Raw genomic sequence first — 16052 nt, 5'->3', positions numbered from 1 at the left:
GACATGAAGCGTTTATTTGATTTTCTGCTGGCAGCATGCGCCGCAGTGGTGCTCTGCTTGCCGATTATTGTGCTCGCCCTGGTTGTCAGGTTCACCTCGAAAGGCCCTGCGCTCTATTGGTCTGACCGAGTTGGGCGGCATAACAAAGTGTTCAAGATGCCGAAGTTTCGTAGCATGCGCATTGGTACTCCAGCCGTGGCAACACATTTGCTATCCAACCCCGACGCCTACTTAACACCAATAGGAGCGTTTTTACGTAAAAGTAGCCTGGATGAATTGCCGCAGTTATGGAGCATCTTCGTTGGGGACATGAGTTTCGTGGGGCCGCGGCCGGCACTGTTCAATCAGGATGATTTGATCCAGTTGCGCACTGAGCATGGTGTTGATGTCTTGCGGCCTGGGTTGACCGGTTGGGCCCAAGTGAACGGGCGCGATGAGATAAGCATTCCAGATAAGGTCAAGCTTGACCTTGAATACCTGCAGCGCCGCTCGTTGGCTTTTGATGCAAGAATCATCTGGATGACGTTTGTTAAAGTTGTTCAACGAGATGGTATTTCCCATTGAATAATCTGAGCGCCACCTAGAGGGCTTCGATTCCTTTTATTTCCGGGGGTACCTGTGATCACCTCTTCATGCCAGAAGTAATACGCTTAGTACCGGAAAGGCTTTACTTGAATCAAATAATTGAACCGTTGCTTGCCATGCCTCGGGCTGCCAAACGTATCTTGGTGGTGAGCGTTGACATCTTTCTCGGAGTATTCACAGTCTGGTTAGCCTTCTGTCTACGACTGGATTGGTGGGGGAGGCCTGGACTGCTGCACCTATGGCCGATGTTGTACTCTATCTGTTTCTCTCTACCGATCTTTGTGCGTTTCGGATTATATCGTGCGATTTTCCGTTACTCAGGGATGGCTGCTTTCCATGCAATTTGTAAGGCGATGGCGATCTATTTCGTCTTGTTTGCAGGTGTTTTCACCTTGATCGGCATCGACGGTATCCCGCGTTCGGTTGGCATTATTCAACCTGTTCTGTTCCTAGTGTGTATTGGTGGTTCTCGGCTGTTGGTCCAGTACTGGTTTGGTGGCATGTATCAGAGTCATTGGCGGCGCAGTGTATTGCCGCAGGTGCTGATCTACGGTGCCGGTTCGGCTGGGCGTCAATTGGCAGCTGTTCTGGCGCACAGTCGGGAAATGGTGGCTGCAGGTTTTGTCGATGATGACGTGACTCTGCAAGGTAATACAATCAATGGATTGTCGGTATTCGCTCCAGAAAAGATCAAGGACGTGATTGGACGTCTGCATATCACAGATGTGCTGCTGGCTATCCCCTCAGCCAGCCGGTCGCGTCGCCACGAAATCCTCACCATGTTGCGCCCCTATTCCCTCCACGTGAGGACTCTGCCTGGTCTGATGGACTTGGCATATGGTCGCATCAATCTGACCGATGTTCGAGAGCTCGATATCGAAGATTTGTTGGGACGTGATCCGGTAGAACCAGACGATGTTTTGCTGAGGCAACACATCGAAGGGAAACTGATCTTGGTTACTGGCGCTGGTGGGTCGATTGGAAGCGAGTTGTGTCGCCAGATCGTTAAATGTCAACCGACTAAGCTAATCTTGGTTGAATTGAGTGAATTCGCGCTGTACGCGATTCACCGTGAGTTGTTGTCTAAGGTTGGTGAACAGGGATGCGATATTGAGCTAGTGCCGTTGTTGGCTTCTGTGCGTGATGTTGATCATATTGACAATATCTTCCGTACATGGAAACCGCATACGATTTATCATGCGGCAGCATATAAGCATGTGCCGTTGGTGGAGCATAATCCCGCAGAAGGTATTAAGAACAACGTCATTGGTACATTGACGGTCGCTCGCTTGGCGGCCAAACATAGCGTGGCGAATTTTGTTCTTATTAGTACAGACAAGGCCGTGCGCCCGACTAACATCATGGGGGCGAGCAAGCGACTTGCCGAAATGGTGTTACAGGCTATGTCACAGCAGATGACGAACAAATCGTTTGCGACCAAGTTTTCCATGGTTCGATTCGGTAACGTATTAGGTTCATCTGGCTCAGTTGTACCGCTATTCAGGGAGCAGATCAAAAATGGTGGCCCGATCACATTGACTCACGAAGATATCACTCGCTATTTTATGACTATCCCGGAGGCGGCCCAGCTAGTCATTCAGGCTGGTGCAATGGCAGAGGGGGGCGATGTGTTCGTGCTGGATATGGGGGAGCCGGTTAAGATTATCGACTTGGCGCGGCGAATGGTGGAATTGTCGGGATTAACGATGCGGGATGATGCGATGCCAGATGGCGACATTACCATCACCGTTACGGGCTTGCGCCCTGGGGAAAAACTCTACGAAGAACTGCTAATTGGCGATAACCCGCAACGGACTCAACACCCTCGTATCATGAAGGCGCACGAGGCTTTTTTCGCTTGGGATGAACTCGACAAGTTGTTGGCAGTCTTGACGGAAGCATTGGAGGTTAACGATATTTATCTTGTTAGAAAATTATTATCAGGGATGGTTTCTGGATATGAACCCACCGGGGAAGTGGTGGATTGGATTTTTCTAGAGCAAGAGCGTCAAGAATCATATCGCAACAGAAAAATTTTATAGCGAAAACAACATGAATACTGAAATCACATCGCGTTCCGATGAGGCCGACCACGATATGCTACTCAAGCATGCTTTGTCGTTGCTGTGGATCAATCGTTTCATCATTGTACTTTGCATGTTTGCGGGGGCGCTTGTGGCGGTTTTGCTGACCATGAGGGATCCAGTACAGTATGAGGCATTAGCTATTGTTCATACGGAGAATCGTATGGGGGTGCCATCGGAATGGGCCGAAGTGGTCGTGTGGTTGAGTCAGCCGACGGCCTATGATGAGGCCACAACGAAAGCATGTGGTGCATCAATGGCCGACGTGGCTGCCAGTGTCAGAGCGGATGTGTCGCCAACAACGCCGGAATTGTTGCAGATTCGTGTGCGTAAGACAAATCCCGTACTGGCACGGGAATGCGCGAATGCCGTCTTTACTATGGTTCAGGAGCGCCAAAAAGAGCTTATGGCGCCCTTGATCAAGGAGGTTGAGGATCAGATGGCACGGCTTGAAGAGCGAATTATGGTTCTGAAGGAAAATGCCAAGCAATCGAGCAAGAACCCAGTGCCCTCAGTGCTGTACTTTATCAACCAAGATCAGATGATATCTACCTTGGATAAGCTGGAAGACTCGCGGAAGAAGCTGTCGGCTTATTCAATCCGCAAGACAAGCCTGATTTCGCCTATTGCAGAGCCTGTGGTTGTGTCCCGTAAACAACCCTTCCGTATTGCACTTGGTTGTGTCATGGGCCTGTTTCTGGGGATATTGATTGCGTTGTTTCGACGCTCCATGACCCGTGCTGAATAAGATTGATACTTTTCGAAGAAAGAAGTATCAGATGGCACAATAGTACGGTGCTCCTAGCGAGATTAGCTTATAAAGTAAGTAGAAAAAGGCTACCACTAGGAAGGTCACTTTTGCAACATGAGCTTGACTACGCGTTCGGCACCGATAAGGCTCAGATGATTATCGTCAAAATAAAGTGATTTGCCATTGGATAGAGCGAAGCACGCTGAGTTTTTGCAAAAGGCTTGGTTAGTTTGGACGACCTTCAATTGAGGTCCTGTTTGGAGGGTACGAATTTTATCGATGATGAATTTGTTGCGGCCCATGTAATAGGTAAAATCGGTTCCCTTGCTTCTGTCGATCCTAGCCATGCCTATTTGCGGGCTGTAGATATTCCACTCTACAGGTCTCCCCAGTTCAGGAATTGGTTCGATAACATGGACGACCTTGCCACTGGCAATGAGTTGCTGGATGATTAGAACGAAGCTCTGCCAGTATTTCTCTCGTGCCTCATCAGCACTCAAGTCGTAGAGGAAATTCGGATGTTCGTCAGGCAGTATCGGATACGTCCTATTTTGTCGGCCGTAGAGGTACAGTCCATGGCGATATGCTAGAGCGACGTCGGTGATGTTCTTGTCGCGCGCAATATAATCTATGGAGCGTTTGTTCCATATTCTACAGCCGACGACCATGGTTTCGAAGGTTAGAGCTGGTTGGCACCCACTTGCTGCCAATTGTAATACGCCTCCTGCATTGGTATCGCGCAAATGCTCAGCTAGGGCATAACTGATTTCAACCGCATGGCTGTCGCCGAAAACGGCCCACGTTGATGTCGAGCCGAAGTAACGACAGGCGTTTTGCGGCAGCATGTTGACGACGCCTTCCACTTCGCATTTACCCCGCATTGGGCTGGGGGAAGAAGACTTAGCCAGTTCGGCTTGGGCCGACGAATATCTTCCAGGTAGGCCATCACTGGCCCATAAGCCGTAGCCGACGCTTGCCAATAACAGCGTGCCGGTGACTCCGAATATGGCAATTGAGCGGCGCGATACCTTGGCTGGATGACGAAATGGACGCTCCACAAAACGCCACGAAATAAATGAGAGCAAGGTGATAGCGATCAACAAGACGGTTAGTATGGTATTTCCGAGGGCGCCACCAATGGCGACCCTGAAAAAGGCCAATAAAGGTTGATGCCATAGATAGGCGCTGTAAGAAGCAAGCCCGATGGCCACGAACGGCCGGGAAGATAACAGTTTGCCGACATAGGTCAGAGGTGTGGCAAAGTAAATAATCAGGGTTGTACCTAGGACGGGTGCAATGGTAGCGACGCCTGGATAGGGTGTTTTGTCCGTGAAGATTGTCACCGGAAGAGCAATGCATGCTAGGCCTAGTGTGGCGAAAGCATTGGCTGTGCCGACGGAGATGGCGCCGCGCGGCCATCGTTTTTCGATGCTGCTTGACAGCAGCGCTCCGGCTAGGAACTCCCAAGCCCGCGATGCAGCAAGAAAGAAGCCACGAGTCAGGCTACCATGATGTTCCCACCGTAGGCAAATGGCCAGCGACAAGAGCAGTAGACCGACTAGCCCGACATTCATCAGCCGGGGGCGGATCTTCCATAGAACTAGCATGAGTATCGGGATTACGATGTAAAACTGCTCTTCTACAGATAGTGTCCATGTATGGAGCAGCGGCAACTCTTCCGCATCAGGACTGAAATAGCCGGTCTTGCTCAAGAAATAGTGGTTTGAAATGAATCCTGTAACCGATATCAGGCTGAGCGAAAACTCCTTCAGTTGATTGGGTGACAGCAGAATATAGCCGAGGACGGTGCCGACGGACAGCATCGCGAAGAGCGCGGGGAGTATACGCCTAGCCCGGCGTTCAAAAAAGTCGGCAAAGCTGAAGGTTCCTGCGGCGATCGCGTCGCCAATAATGCGCGTAATCAGATATCCGCTAATAACAAAAAAAATATCGACGCCGATATATCCACCGGAGAAGGCATTGATATTGCCGTGATAGAGGATGACGGAGCATACCGCGATGCATCGGAGACCATCTATCTCCGGGCGATAGTTTGTTAATTTCATGCCTGATAATGTTTGTTTTTATCAAGACGGATTCTATCTTAACTGCTATTGCGGGTATGGGAAAAGGTTGTTTGGCGGCTCTAAGAGCTAGGCGATAGCTGCATGTTGGTGCTGTCTACCGACGAAGGCGGTTTACCTGATCTGTCGCAGTGCCTCTTCGACGCTCACAGGGGGGGTCCAGCCGAGCAACTCGGCGTTTTTTCGGATGTCTATCTGCAACGAGCCGGTGATCTTGCGTAATTGCTTCTCCTTATTCAGGCAGGCGGCGAATCCGGCCAACAGAGGAGCCGGAATTGGCAGAAGTATGCAAAGCTTGCCTCGGGCCGCGGCAAGCTTACGGATGAAATCGGCGGTCGAGAGGTCGTTACCGTCGCTGACGAGAAAGACTTGATTGGCCGCACTTGGGTGATCTAGGCAGCACCGGATCAGACTGACCACGTTATCTATCGCCGCAAAGCTTCGTTTGTTGCGGACGCAACCGAACGGAAATGGAAAGTATTGGTCCACTCCGCGAAGTAGCGAAGCAAAGTTGCCAGGCGCTCCTCGGCCGTAGATCAGCGGGGGGCGTATCACAACCACCTCCATGCCTGTCTGTACTGCCAGGGCAAAAAGCCCTTTTTCTGCTTCCCATTTAGACTGGGCGTAAGGCGAGTTAGGGGCGATCTGGGAATCAGGAGTGAATGGCGTTAGGCCAGTTTCCGTCCCGTTGACACCGATGGTGCTGATGAAAATGAAGCGTTTGATGCCAGCGTCGGCTGCTTGTTTGGCTAGGCGAAGCGTTCCATCGGTATTGGTACGCCGGAAGGTGGCCAGCGAATCGAGCGCTGTCTCTTTGGTCACGTGCACGCGCGCTGCACAGTGGATGACCGCATCTATTCCATCAAGCGTATCACTCCAATCAGTTGCATGATCGATGGTGCTGATGCAGGCAGAGGTGACCGCCGAAGGCAACGTGGCATTGCTGTTCCTGATAGCTGCAGTGAGTCCGAACCCTTCCTGCACCAAGGCCATCGTCAATGCTCGTCCGAGAAATCCTGTTGCTCCAGTGATGAGAATACGCATGGCGATGATAGACAAAGGAGGAAATGTTGTTACTCGGAAGTTGGAAGCGATGCCGGCGCTTGTATCGTTGGATTGCTGCGGTGCTGTCTGAGTAGTGAAAATGTTAACAGCATCCATGCATGCGAGACTAGTCCGTTAGCGAAGCCGAGCGGTGTATTGATCAGGCTGAAAACGATTCCTGCGGTCACGAATGGCGCGAAGATCAGCCACTTTCCCTTCCGTTCGAACTTGATTTTGCGATAACAAAGCGTTGCGGCGTAGCCCCATAGGACTGTCATGAACAATCCCGCCAAGCCGAAATCGACGAATAGCGACCCGAATGCCGATGGGAAAAAACCGTAGGTACCCAGGGACAGCAGGGCCAGGAATCCATGAGCGACAGTTTCGGGTTCGCCTCGACGTACCAGTGCCGACACTAGGTCTATCCCATAGATGCCGAATTGCAGCGGGCCGTTGTAGTCGCTAAAGAGATTGGAAGCAATGACCAAGCCTTGCACGAAGTACCAGGAAAAAATAAAAATAAGGTAGGTAAGTCGTTCGCCGAAAATGGTGAATATCTGCTCCGAAAGCGAGCCTTTAAAGCCGACTCCCCATACCGATTCGGCCAGCTTGAACATGGCCTCGGGACCGCCCATAGCTTCGCTGCGTACGATAAAGATCACCGAGAAGTAATACCCCGCGGCAATTGCCGATAAGGTAATGCCCAATACGATCAAGATGCTCTTGGGTTTGATCAGGTGATGAGACTTTGCGCCGGAATTGGATGAGCGGATACTTTTTCTTCTAGTGAGATAGGCTAGGCCGAAGATGGTCATTGCATACAATAGCGGAGAGCGTCCACCCATGGACAGTATCGACAGCAGGATAGGCAAGAAGCCAAACAGGCTCAATCTCCAGCAAGAGATAGCGCGCACATAGATAGTATGCAGAGCAATATAGGCATAGCCGGCGGGATAGGTCAAGAAGGCTATCTGAAACCAGGCTGTACTCGACGATGCTTGCGCTCTGAGCAGGGTGTTGGCTCGTTGTGAGCGTAGTTCTTGACCGCCACTGATATCAAGCAGGTTGCGACCAGAGAGATCAAGGCAGAAAGCGATGATGGAAATAAGTCCGATGGCGATGAGCACACGCTCCGCCACGGCATAATCCATGCCGTCCAGATTGTACGATGCAGCGCTGTCAGCGCGGGGGGCTGGCGGTACCAGCAGGCTTCCTGTCACGAATGCGATGAAGAATGCCGCCAAGACCAGCACGCCATAGCCGGTCAGCGGTCGCGCCAGAAGCTGGAAGGGCAGGATCAGCAGCATTAGGGCTGCGATCAGCCAGATCCCCAGCATCAGATATACTGGATGTTTAGTCATCGTTATTTTGTTGAGAGGGAAAGGACGATTGTCATCCTTTCCCACTTTATTTGGCGTGAGCCGTTGTTATTGGGTGAGCTGCCGTAATCGCAGTCCCAGCGCGCGGGCCATACTTTGGATGCAGGAATCCGGGCTGCGCTCATCAAACCCTTTGAACGTGAAGAAATTACCATCGAAACTGCCTTGAAGCAGATGCCGGACAATTCTGTGCCGTCGCTGTTCCAACGGTGCGGCGGGTGAGAACCTCGCTACGCGTTCTGGCAGCGCTGCGATCTCTTCTTTGGACGAAAAGGTAATGAAATCTGCGTCATTAGCATAGTAGTTGTTTGTCGTAATCGATTTCTTTCCCAACAGTGCAGCCTGCAAGCCGAGCGTACCGGTGAGGGTAAAATTCACATCACATAGATCGACCAGTTCGTTACCACTGACATCATACGGGACGAATATGACGTTTTCGATGCATTTGAGGCGTTCAATCAGTTCGCATTGACGAAAACCGAATTGCAGTGGGTGGTCTTTCACGAGCACGAGATAACCGGCCTTCGAAAAGGCGAGTGCGGCATCTACTACGATGTTCTCATAGTCGATCAGGTCGATCGGGGCAATCCAGTAATCGATAGATGCCTCGGGAAACAATTGCAGTCCAAAGAAGATGCGCCTGGATTGTGGGAAACGGCCGATGCTTGCTTTCCAGTTGTAATCGATCAAGCTATGGATCCGGATATCGTTGAAGCGAGGCTTGTGGCCCAAGAAGCTCTGCGAATCCAGATAGTGCAGATTCAGCGGATCGTTCTTCAGGTAGGAAATGGCCTTGAAAGCAAGCCCGCGAACCTTGAAATAGCTGAATACCTTGAGGAAGCGCCACATTGTGTATTTCGTCTTGGTCTGCACATAGCTTGGTGTGAACGTTGGCGTGGCGATGGTCGCTACGACGGTATCGATGGTCTTCTTTTCCGGTTCGTCGTCGACTTTAACAAGTTGTCCTCGATACAGTAGCATGGACATTTCGCCAATGAGGCTGGCGGTGAACTCGAAATATGGAATTCCTCGTTTTTTTGCGAGACGCTCAAGCACGTCCGACACATAACGGTCAATTGGGAAGCTGATGACTACCGCCGGCTGTTCGCGTTCTAGTACCCGATTCAAGGCATGTTCCATGGCGCAAATCATGGCACATGCCTTCTTGCGGGGAAGCCATCTCAGGAGCCGGCAACGGGCGATTACATCGTCGATTTCCTCATTGCACAACTGTGTGGGCAGAGGTGTCGGCAGACGTATCTGGCGTCGGTATTCGGCATAGAAATCATCGACTACGCAATGATCTCCGGCACCTCGAATATCGGTAACAACCACGCTTCTTGCGTAGCCAAGATTCTTGGCAACATAACCCCACCATTTTTCGGTACGATGGATGGCATAAACAAGTATGGTTCCGGTGGAAGGCAAGCTAATCCTCAATTTTCGTTAAAGTTTTTCGGTTGGTGGCCCAGTATACTAAAGGCGAACAAAGGCTTGATGCGATGGTTCCGGTCAAACCGTATTGCCACGTCAACACGATGGACAATGCCACGCCGAGTGATACGGCGCATATCTGGTGGCGCAATAGGTACCTTTCCAAATGTTTGGCGTTCAGAAGCAGGCTATCGAGATCGCCTGCGGTTCTCATCAGGAACGAGAGCAGAAGGATCGCCTGGAAATTCAGGTCGATATGAAATTTCTGCAGGAAGGGCAGGCCCACGTATTGGTGAGCAAGCCAGAGTAGGACAAACGAGGAGATGCAAAGAGCTACAATTATCCGGTGTTCCCTGCGGGTAATCCGCCGCAATTGGTGCGTCGCTATCTGAGATGCCTGCGCATATACACGCGGAGACAGTCGATTGTAGGAGCCGATGCCGAAGATCTGATAGGCCAGCGATACCAAGGTGATGTTGCGGAAATAGACGCCGATGTCTACCGGTTGCAGCAGTGCGCCGACGATTAGCCGATCCGCCTGAAGCGCAAGTAGGGCCACCGCGCCAAGCAGGAAGTGAATATACGATCGTTTGTACTGGTGGAAGATTTGCCAAACCGGAGCGGTGGCCGTTGGCATTGGCTCCAAATTGCCGGTCAACTTTCGCCAGAGGATCAGGCACACGACAATTCCCATCAGAGCGGTGCACATCCATGCCTGAATAATAAATGCCAGCGTCAGGTGGTGGCCCAGGAAAAGTTGGTAGAGTACGGCGGTCAATATGCCAGTGTTCTTGATGATGGAGCACAGTAGCAATGGCCGGTACCGGTTATCGATCAGAATCAGGACATAGGCTTGCTGGAGCAGATGTTCTGCGATCACGATGATGGCCGCGCATGCGATGAGCAAGGGCGGCAGTTTGAGTATGGGAAACAGCAGGTAGAGAAAAACTGGCGTCAGTAGGGCGTAGTTAAGCAGGTAAAAGTGCACGGTCCGTTTGACTTGGAGTATGACTTCAGCCCCCGACTTGCCCACCATGCTGCGCTGCAGATCGAATTGTCGTTCGAATCCGAAAGCGAATCCGAACAAGCCGATCAGTGTGGTAAGCAGGCCGAATTGTCCTGCCTCGACAACCGACAACCCGTAAGTGCCAATCAGCACGAAAAGGCCTCTTGAAAGAATATCAAGAAGCTTCAAGATAATAATGTGGAAATTGTGCGGGATACGCAACGAAGCCATGTTCGTCTGAACTTACCAGCAAGTCCAGCCGCCATCAACTGCAAGAACCTGTCCCGTCACATAACTGGATGCATCCGATGCCAAGTACAGCAACGCCGGTACCATTTCGTCGGATTTCGCCATGCGGCCTAACGGGACGCGGCTGGAATACAGGTCGGAGAATACGCTGTTTTGTCCACTGGAGACTCCGCCCGGCACTAGGCAATTGACGCGGATTCCCGACTTGGCCCAATGGGTGGCCAACCAGCGGGTCAGGCCCACGACCGCGGACTTGGATGCTGCATAGACTGCGGGGGTATTAATCGGACCACCTAAGTAATCGGAGCCTTCGTAGATGCGGCTGTCGGGGCCGACCAAGCCGTAGATCGATGCGGTCTGGATGATGGAGCCGCCCTCGCTCTGGCGAATCATCTGACGGCCTACAGCCTGAGCCATAAGGAACATGCCGTCGATATTTACCGACATAACTTCTTTCCAAGTCTCCAGACGATATTCTTCGAATGGCGTGAAGAAGGCGCGCACGTCAGCGGTCTTGGTTGCTGCATTGTTATGCAAGATATCGATCCGGCCGAAGCGTGCGACGATTGCGTCTACGCATGCGGCGACTGCTTGTGCATCAGCTACGTCACACTCGAAACCTGATGCCTTTTCACCCAGCGCAGCGGCAGTTGCTTCGGCATCGGCCTGTTGCAGATCCACTACCGCAACGTGCGCGCCGGCTTCTGTCAGGCCGGCGCAGAACTGGCGGCCCAGAATGCCGGCACCGCCTGTCACGATGGCTACTTTCCCTGCGAGATTAAATTTGCTCAGTGCATCCATGATGTTTTAATTGTGCGTACGGAATACTGGGCGGATGGCAGGTCCCTGCAAGAACTGGTCGACACCGACATCAAGAGCTTGGGCATAGACCGCGAGAGCGCCATCCAGCGCTTCTAAGGTCTGTTGCAGTTCGGTGTCGCCATGAGCATGGGAAATGGCAATCCAGGGCATCAGCACACCGCGCTTGAGCAACTCTTGCGCGAGCAGGGTTCGGAACTGCAGTGAGATGTCGCGATCCTTGTTACGGGTGATGTAGTTCATGCTGATCGGGGGGCCGTCGGTATGCACGAAGTCGGACAGGCCGTGCTTAGCCGACAACGACGTAAATCCATTCTGTAGGGCTTTACCGTATTGCCAGAGATGTTGTACGACGTTTTCTTCGCGATAAATCTTCACCGTTTCGATGAAGGCACCCAAGCCAGGCATTTCGCCGCCATGGGTGGTCGACAGGAGAAATGTCCGTTCCATTCCTTCGCGATTGATGGAGCCGACTTCCATGATCTCACGTCGGCCACCTACGGCCGCGACGGAAAAACCGTTTGCCATGCCTTTGCCGAAGGTGGTCAGGTCAGGTTGCACACCGAAGAAGGTTTGGGCGCCGCCGAGATGCCAACGAAAACCCGTGATCATTTCGTCCAGGATGAATAGCGCGCCGTCATTGCGACACAGGTGCTGGACTTGCTGCAGAAAGTTCTCTTGGCCGTCGCAGTCGGTTGTGTCGCCGTTGGGCCACGCGGCCATATTCTTGCAATCGGAAGGGCAGGGCACCAGAGTGGTGGCGGGCTCCATCATGACAGCAGCGATTTCACCTGGGTATGCGTCGAATAGCGCTTTGAGTGAATCTAAGTTGCCATAGTCGAATATCAATGTTGCCGAGACCTGGTCTTCAGGGATGCCACGCTTGATCGCGGTGGTTCCAATAAACCAGTCGTCGAATGAGAAGAACGGTTGTTGGCGTGGCACACAAACATAGCGCCTGCGGGTATAGGCGCGTGCAATCTTGACTGCCGCTGTGGTGACGTTGGAACCGTTCTTGGCGAACTTGACCATATCGACGGAAGGAATCAGGTCAATCAGGGTTTCCGCAGCTTCAAGTTCGGTCAGCGTCGCTCGAGTCAGGTTGACACCTTTTTCTATTTCCGCGAAGGCTGCGGCATTGACGCGAGGATGTGCATAGCCCAAGGTCACTGCTCGTAATGCCATGCCGTAATCGAGATAGGATACGCCGTTGGTATCCCATACACGGGCACCCAAGCCGCGGGTTAGGACCGGTGGTGCGATCGATGGAAACTGATCGTCGCCGCGGGAATAGGTGTGTGCGCCGCCCGGGATGGCACGATGCAGGCGCTCACGGAGTGAGGCGAAATCGTTAGCAGATTCGTTCAGGTGCGCCATATGGATTCCTTAGCAGATTTGGGGCGGATCAAATGATCTCTTGGATTGCCAATATAAACTGAATCGGGAGGCAGTTCTTGGTCTAGCAGGAGTGATTCGGTTGCGATGGCACAATTGTTGCCGACACTGCAGCGGCCTAGAACAGAGCTACCTGGGCGCAACGAGACATGTTCGCCGAGCGTAGGATATGCATCGTGGTTACTGCCTACACCACAGCGTTGGTAAACCAGCAGGAAATCGGCGTAATGCCCCCGGCCCAGTACTGTGCCTAGTGGATGGACGAGCAGAAAAACAGATGGGAGCTTGACTTCATAGAAGATGTCGCAGCCATGCAGCGTCTTATTGAGCAAGAACAGCTTTTTACAGATGGATGTTGGGCCGCCTGATTCGTGCAGTTCACTTGCCAGAAAATACAACCACATGGCGTATTGGTCTCCATGCAAATGGTCGAAGATCGCTTGCTGGCCATCGAAGAAATACTTGTTGCCAATATGGCTGAAACAATGTTCCAGGCGCGATAGCGCCTGTGGGGCTGCGGTAGACAAATCCGCGGGTTCAATTTTTTCTCCATCAGGGTGGAGGTTGTTGACCTGGTGTGCAGCTAACTGCGCTAATTGTTTGCTTGTCAGGCTAGAGCGTATGCGAGTATTCAACTGTGGCTGCCTTTTTGTGAGCGTACACTCACGCCGTTGGTTGACAGGTAGCTACGGACTTTGATGGGACTATGATCCGAGAACAGGAACATACTGCTGATGGTGATGGCTGACGCGCCTGCATCCAAGGCCTCATGGCAATGTCGCAGGCTGCCGGCACCGCTTGAGGCAATAATGGGAATTTCCAACTTGTCGGTAAGCTTGGCGATGAGGTCGAGATCGTAGCCGCTCATAGTGCCATCACGGTCGATCGAACATAGCAAGATTTCTCCTGCGTGGGAGTCCTGCATGCGAAGGGCCCATTCGACCGGATCCAGTTCCGAGGTCTTGCGGCCGCAATGCGAAACTACTTTGGTCGAGCCATCCTCCATCCGCTTGTAGTCGATGCCCACAACAATACATTGATCGCCGAAACGGGATGCGGCTTCCCGGACGAATCCGGGGTTTTCCACGGCGGCGGTCGTGATACTGACTTTGTCGGCACCGCTGCGCAGTAATGTTGCAATGGCTTCTAGTGAGCGGATGCCGCCACCGACGGTGAAAGGCATGAAGACTTCTTCGGACACACGCTCGATAATAGACCCGGAGGCCGGCCGTCCTTCAGGAGTAGCATCGATGTCGACGAAGAGCAGTTCGTCGACACCATAGGCGTCATAGACCTTGGCGGTAGAAACAGGGTTGCCTGCTTCCCGAAAATTGTCATGGAACCGTACGCCTTTGACCAAGCGGCCATTGCGAATGAGAAACTTGGGGATGATGCGTTTTTTCAGCATGATGGAGACCAGGTGACCCAATTTTCCAGCATCTTCAGGCCATTGTCTTGGCTCTTTTCCGGATGGAATTGTGCCGCGACCAGATTGTCGGAGCGAACCACCGCGGTGACCGGGCCGCCGTAGTCAGTGGTCGCGATCACGTTAGCTGCGTTGCGGCATACCATGTGGAAGCTGTGGACGAAATAAAAGTTGCCTTCAGCGGGGCGAATACCTTTGAACAGCCAGTCGTCACTGGAAAAATGCAATTCATTCCAGCCGACGTGAGGCACTTTCAGCGGACGGGGAACTTGGAGCCGTTCAATATCAGCGTCGATCCAACCCAGGCCTTCATGCTCGCCGTGTTCGCCGCTACGTTTGGCAAATAGTTGCATACCAAGGCAAATGCCGAGGATGGGTTTTCTCACAACCATGGCTTGGTGTGTGAGGATCTTGTCGAGATTGCGTTCGCGAATGGCGAGCATCGCATCGCCGAAGGCGCCTACACCAGGTAGCACGATGCGCTCGGCTTGTGCCAGTTCATTCTCGTTCGCGGTGATACAGACGTCATGTCCGAAGTAGGCAAAAGCATTCTCGAGAGAACGCACATTGCCCATTCCGTAGTCAACAATGGCGATCATACGTATTTCTTTGCGCGTGCTTCAGGGGCGCCTGGTTTATCGAGTTTGTCGAGTTTGGTGGTGTCCCACAATGGCATGTCGGGAACCGGTTTTCCGGTTTCTACTGTGGCAGGGTCGAATTTCCAGGGGTATACTTGATGTTTTTCCAGTAAATCGTAGAATTCCTGTTCGGTGATTTGCAAGATATCGAGGAACCAGTCAATCGAGGCGGGGCGCTTCCCATCGTATTCCTGTTCCAGTTTGAGTGCCTCTTCCCGGCTGATCTGGTTGTTGCGAATATCAATGCTCAGCAGGTGGTTGGCACGCCCGTAGCCGCGTTTGACGTACTTGGCGTAATCTCGCATACCCTGAAAGGTGCACTCGATTTTTTCATAATCGTACTGCGGCGGGACGCCCTCAACGGCTTGACCTTTCCAGTTGAGTTCCTTCTTGATGATGTCGACTTGACGCTTGGTGTTCCATTCGATGTAGTTGCCTAGACAGATCGACTGAACCTTCAGGCGAACCAGATCCTTGCGCTTGGGATAGTCGAACATCCACAAATCACGTCGTTCAACGCGACCACCTAGGAATTCATACATATCATCTGCGGTCATACCTTGGTTCATCAGGCGATTGAATCGTTTCTCATCGACCTCTTCCATCTCTTCGAATGTATACCAGCTATGATATTCGGCCGTAGACTCGCCCCAGAACAGCAGTGGTGTCTCGAAACGCAATGCCATATGCATGACGCCGGCATAGATGCCGGTATGGCAATGCCAGCAAAAGTCTCCCCGGCGTTTGAGTGACTCCAGCATCAGTTCACGTACGACATGGAAGTTCGGAGTGAATTCGACGACGTCAACGCCTAGCTGCTTGAAAACCTTGGTATTGTTTTCTTCTACCAGGGGGCGGTAACCCCAGTGGTTGTAGCGCACGACCAAGGGTTTGAGTTTCAGTTCGTTGACGATGTACCAGAGCTGGAATACGCTGTCTTTGCCTCCACTGTAGGGTACGATGCAATCGTATAGGCCTTTGCCTTTATGTTCGGTGATGATTGTCTGCAACTGCTGGCCACGCTCCTCCCAATTGATCTTTTCTTTTTTGAATTCAACCTGACGGCAAACGCTGCAGACTCCGAACTCATCGTAGGTGATTGTGTCAACGGTTTCCTTGGTAAGGCATTTAGTGCATCTTTTCATGACTGCTCCTGCT

Annotated in this window: 14 protein-coding genes; 3 read left to right on the top strand and 11 right to left on the bottom strand. The window is 52.2% G+C overall.

Annotation, left to right across the window (positions count from 1 at the left end):
* The first annotated feature begins 3 nt into the window (after nt 1-3).
* The 3 genes from FB597_RS09195 (at nt 4) to FB597_RS09185 (ending at nt 3417) form a co-directional block, all read left to right on the top strand.
* The gene (locus FB597_RS09195; protein WP_144769358.1) at nt 4-564 is read left to right on the top strand and encodes a sugar transferase; all 561 of its coding nucleotides are present in this window, start codon (nt 4-6) and stop codon (nt 562-564) included.
* A gap of 68 nt (nt 565-632) precedes the next feature.
* Entirely contained in the window at nt 633-2627 is a 1995-nt protein-coding gene (locus tag FB597_RS09190) for a nucleoside-diphosphate sugar epimerase/dehydratase (protein ID WP_144769356.1), read from the top strand.
* Nucleotides 2628-2637: 10 nt separating this feature from the next.
* Complete coding sequence (locus FB597_RS09185) at nt 2638-3417, top strand: hypothetical protein (protein ID WP_144769354.1); 780 nt, start codon at nt 2638-2640, stop codon at nt 3415-3417.
* 104 nt (nt 3418-3521) lie between these two features.
* Here the strand turns inward: FB597_RS09185 and FB597_RS09180 are convergent, their stop codons facing one another.
* From FB597_RS09180 to FB597_RS09130, 11 genes are all read right to left on the bottom strand, one after another.
* On the bottom strand, nt 3522-5486 hold the full coding sequence (locus FB597_RS09180; protein WP_144769352.1) for an acyltransferase family protein: 1965 nt from the start codon (nt 5484-5486) through the stop codon (nt 3522-3524).
* A gap of 132 nt (nt 5487-5618) precedes the next feature.
* Nucleotides 5619-6563, bottom strand: a complete 945-nt coding sequence (locus tag FB597_RS09175; RefSeq protein WP_255517127.1) for an SDR family oxidoreductase — start codon at nt 6561-6563, stop codon at nt 5619-5621.
* Nucleotides 6564-6577: 14 nt separating this feature from the next.
* Nucleotides 6578-7909 (bottom strand): hypothetical protein, encoded by a 1332-nt coding sequence (locus FB597_RS09170; protein WP_144769349.1) that lies wholly within the window; start codon nt 7907-7909, stop codon nt 6578-6580.
* Nucleotides 7910-7975: 66 nt separating this feature from the next.
* Entirely contained in the window at nt 7976-9355 is a 1380-nt protein-coding gene (locus FB597_RS09165; RefSeq protein ID WP_144769347.1) for a hypothetical protein, read from the bottom strand.
* 1 nt (nt 9356) lies between these two features.
* Entirely contained in the window at nt 9357-10598 is a 1242-nt protein-coding gene (locus FB597_RS09160; RefSeq protein ID WP_144769345.1) for a lipopolysaccharide biosynthesis protein, read from the bottom strand.
* Nucleotides 10599-10610: 12 nt separating this feature from the next.
* Nucleotides 10611-11417 carry an SDR family oxidoreductase gene (locus FB597_RS09155; protein ID WP_144769343.1) on the bottom strand — a complete coding sequence of 269 codons (807 nt, stop codon included), beginning with the start codon at nt 11415-11417 and terminating at the stop codon, nt 10611-10613.
* A 6-nt stretch (nt 11418-11423) separates the two neighbouring features.
* Nucleotides 11424-12812 carry a glutamate-1-semialdehyde 2,1-aminomutase gene (locus FB597_RS09150; RefSeq protein WP_144769341.1) on the bottom strand — a complete coding sequence of 463 codons (1389 nt, stop codon included), beginning with the start codon at nt 12810-12812 and terminating at the stop codon, nt 11424-11426.
* Nucleotides 12800-13465, bottom strand: coding sequence for a serine acetyltransferase (locus FB597_RS09145; protein WP_144769339.1), 666 nt, complete (start codon nt 13463-13465; stop codon nt 12800-12802). Before FB597_RS09145 ends, FB597_RS09150 begins: the two co-directional genes overlap by 13 nt.
* Nucleotides 13462-14238, bottom strand: coding sequence for an imidazole glycerol phosphate synthase subunit HisF (gene hisF, locus FB597_RS09140; RefSeq protein WP_144769337.1), 777 nt, complete (start codon nt 14236-14238; stop codon nt 13462-13464). Before hisF ends, FB597_RS09145 begins: the two co-directional genes overlap by 4 nt.
* On the bottom strand, nt 14232-14855 hold the full coding sequence (gene hisH / locus FB597_RS09135; protein WP_144769335.1) for an imidazole glycerol phosphate synthase subunit HisH: 624 nt from the start codon (nt 14853-14855) through the stop codon (nt 14232-14234). The genes hisF and hisH overlap by 7 nt, the downstream gene beginning before the upstream one ends.
* Nucleotides 14852-16039, bottom strand: coding sequence for an N-acetyl sugar amidotransferase (locus tag FB597_RS09130; RefSeq protein WP_144769333.1), 1188 nt, complete (start codon nt 16037-16039; stop codon nt 14852-14854). Before FB597_RS09130 ends, hisH begins: the two co-directional genes overlap by 4 nt.
* Nucleotides 16040-16052 lie beyond the last annotated feature (13 nt).

It is taken from the genome of Herbaspirillum sp. SJZ099, assembly GCF_007828355.1.
GTDB lineage: Bacteria > Pseudomonadota > Gammaproteobacteria > Burkholderiales > Burkholderiaceae_D > Herbaspirillum.
Note: the sequence above shows the minus strand (reverse complement) of the source record. Positions and strands in the feature narration are given on the sequence as shown.

Excerpts from the sequence above, each read along its gene's own strand:
- FB597_RS09185 (WP_144769354.1), top strand. The coding sequence starts at position 2,638 with ATGAATACTGAAATCACATCGCGTTCCGATGAGGCCGACCACGATATG.
- hisH (WP_144769335.1), bottom strand. The coding sequence starts at position 14,855 with ATGATCGCCATTGTTGACTACGGAATGGGCAATGTGCGTTCTCTCGAG.
- hisF (WP_144769337.1), bottom strand. The coding sequence starts at position 14,238 with ATGCTGAAAAAACGCATCATCCCCAAGTTTCTCATTCGCAATGGCCGC.
- FB597_RS09155 (WP_144769343.1), bottom strand. The coding sequence starts at position 11,417 with ATGGATGCACTGAGCAAATTTAATCTCGCAGGGAAAGTAGCCATCGTG.
- FB597_RS09180 (WP_144769352.1), bottom strand. The coding sequence starts at position 5,486 with ATGAAATTAACAAACTATCGCCCGGAGATAGATGGTCTCCGATGCATC.
- FB597_RS09130 (WP_144769333.1), bottom strand. The coding sequence starts at position 16,039 with ATGAAAAGATGCACTAAATGCCTTACCAAGGAAACCGTTGACACAATC.
- FB597_RS09170 (WP_144769349.1), bottom strand. The coding sequence starts at position 7,909 with ATGACTAAACATCCAGTATATCTGATGCTGGGGATCTGGCTGATCGCA.
- FB597_RS09195 (WP_144769358.1), top strand. The coding sequence starts at position 4 with ATGAAGCGTTTATTTGATTTTCTGCTGGCAGCATGCGCCGCAGTGGTG.
- FB597_RS09150 (WP_144769341.1), bottom strand. The coding sequence starts at position 12,812 with ATGGCGCACCTGAACGAATCTGCTAACGATTTCGCCTCACTCCGTGAG.
- FB597_RS09190 (WP_144769356.1), top strand. The coding sequence starts at position 633 with ATGCCAGAAGTAATACGCTTAGTACCGGAAAGGCTTTACTTGAATCAA.
- FB597_RS09160 (WP_144769345.1), bottom strand. The coding sequence starts at position 10,598 with ATGGCTTCGTTGCGTATCCCGCACAATTTCCACATTATTATCTTGAAG.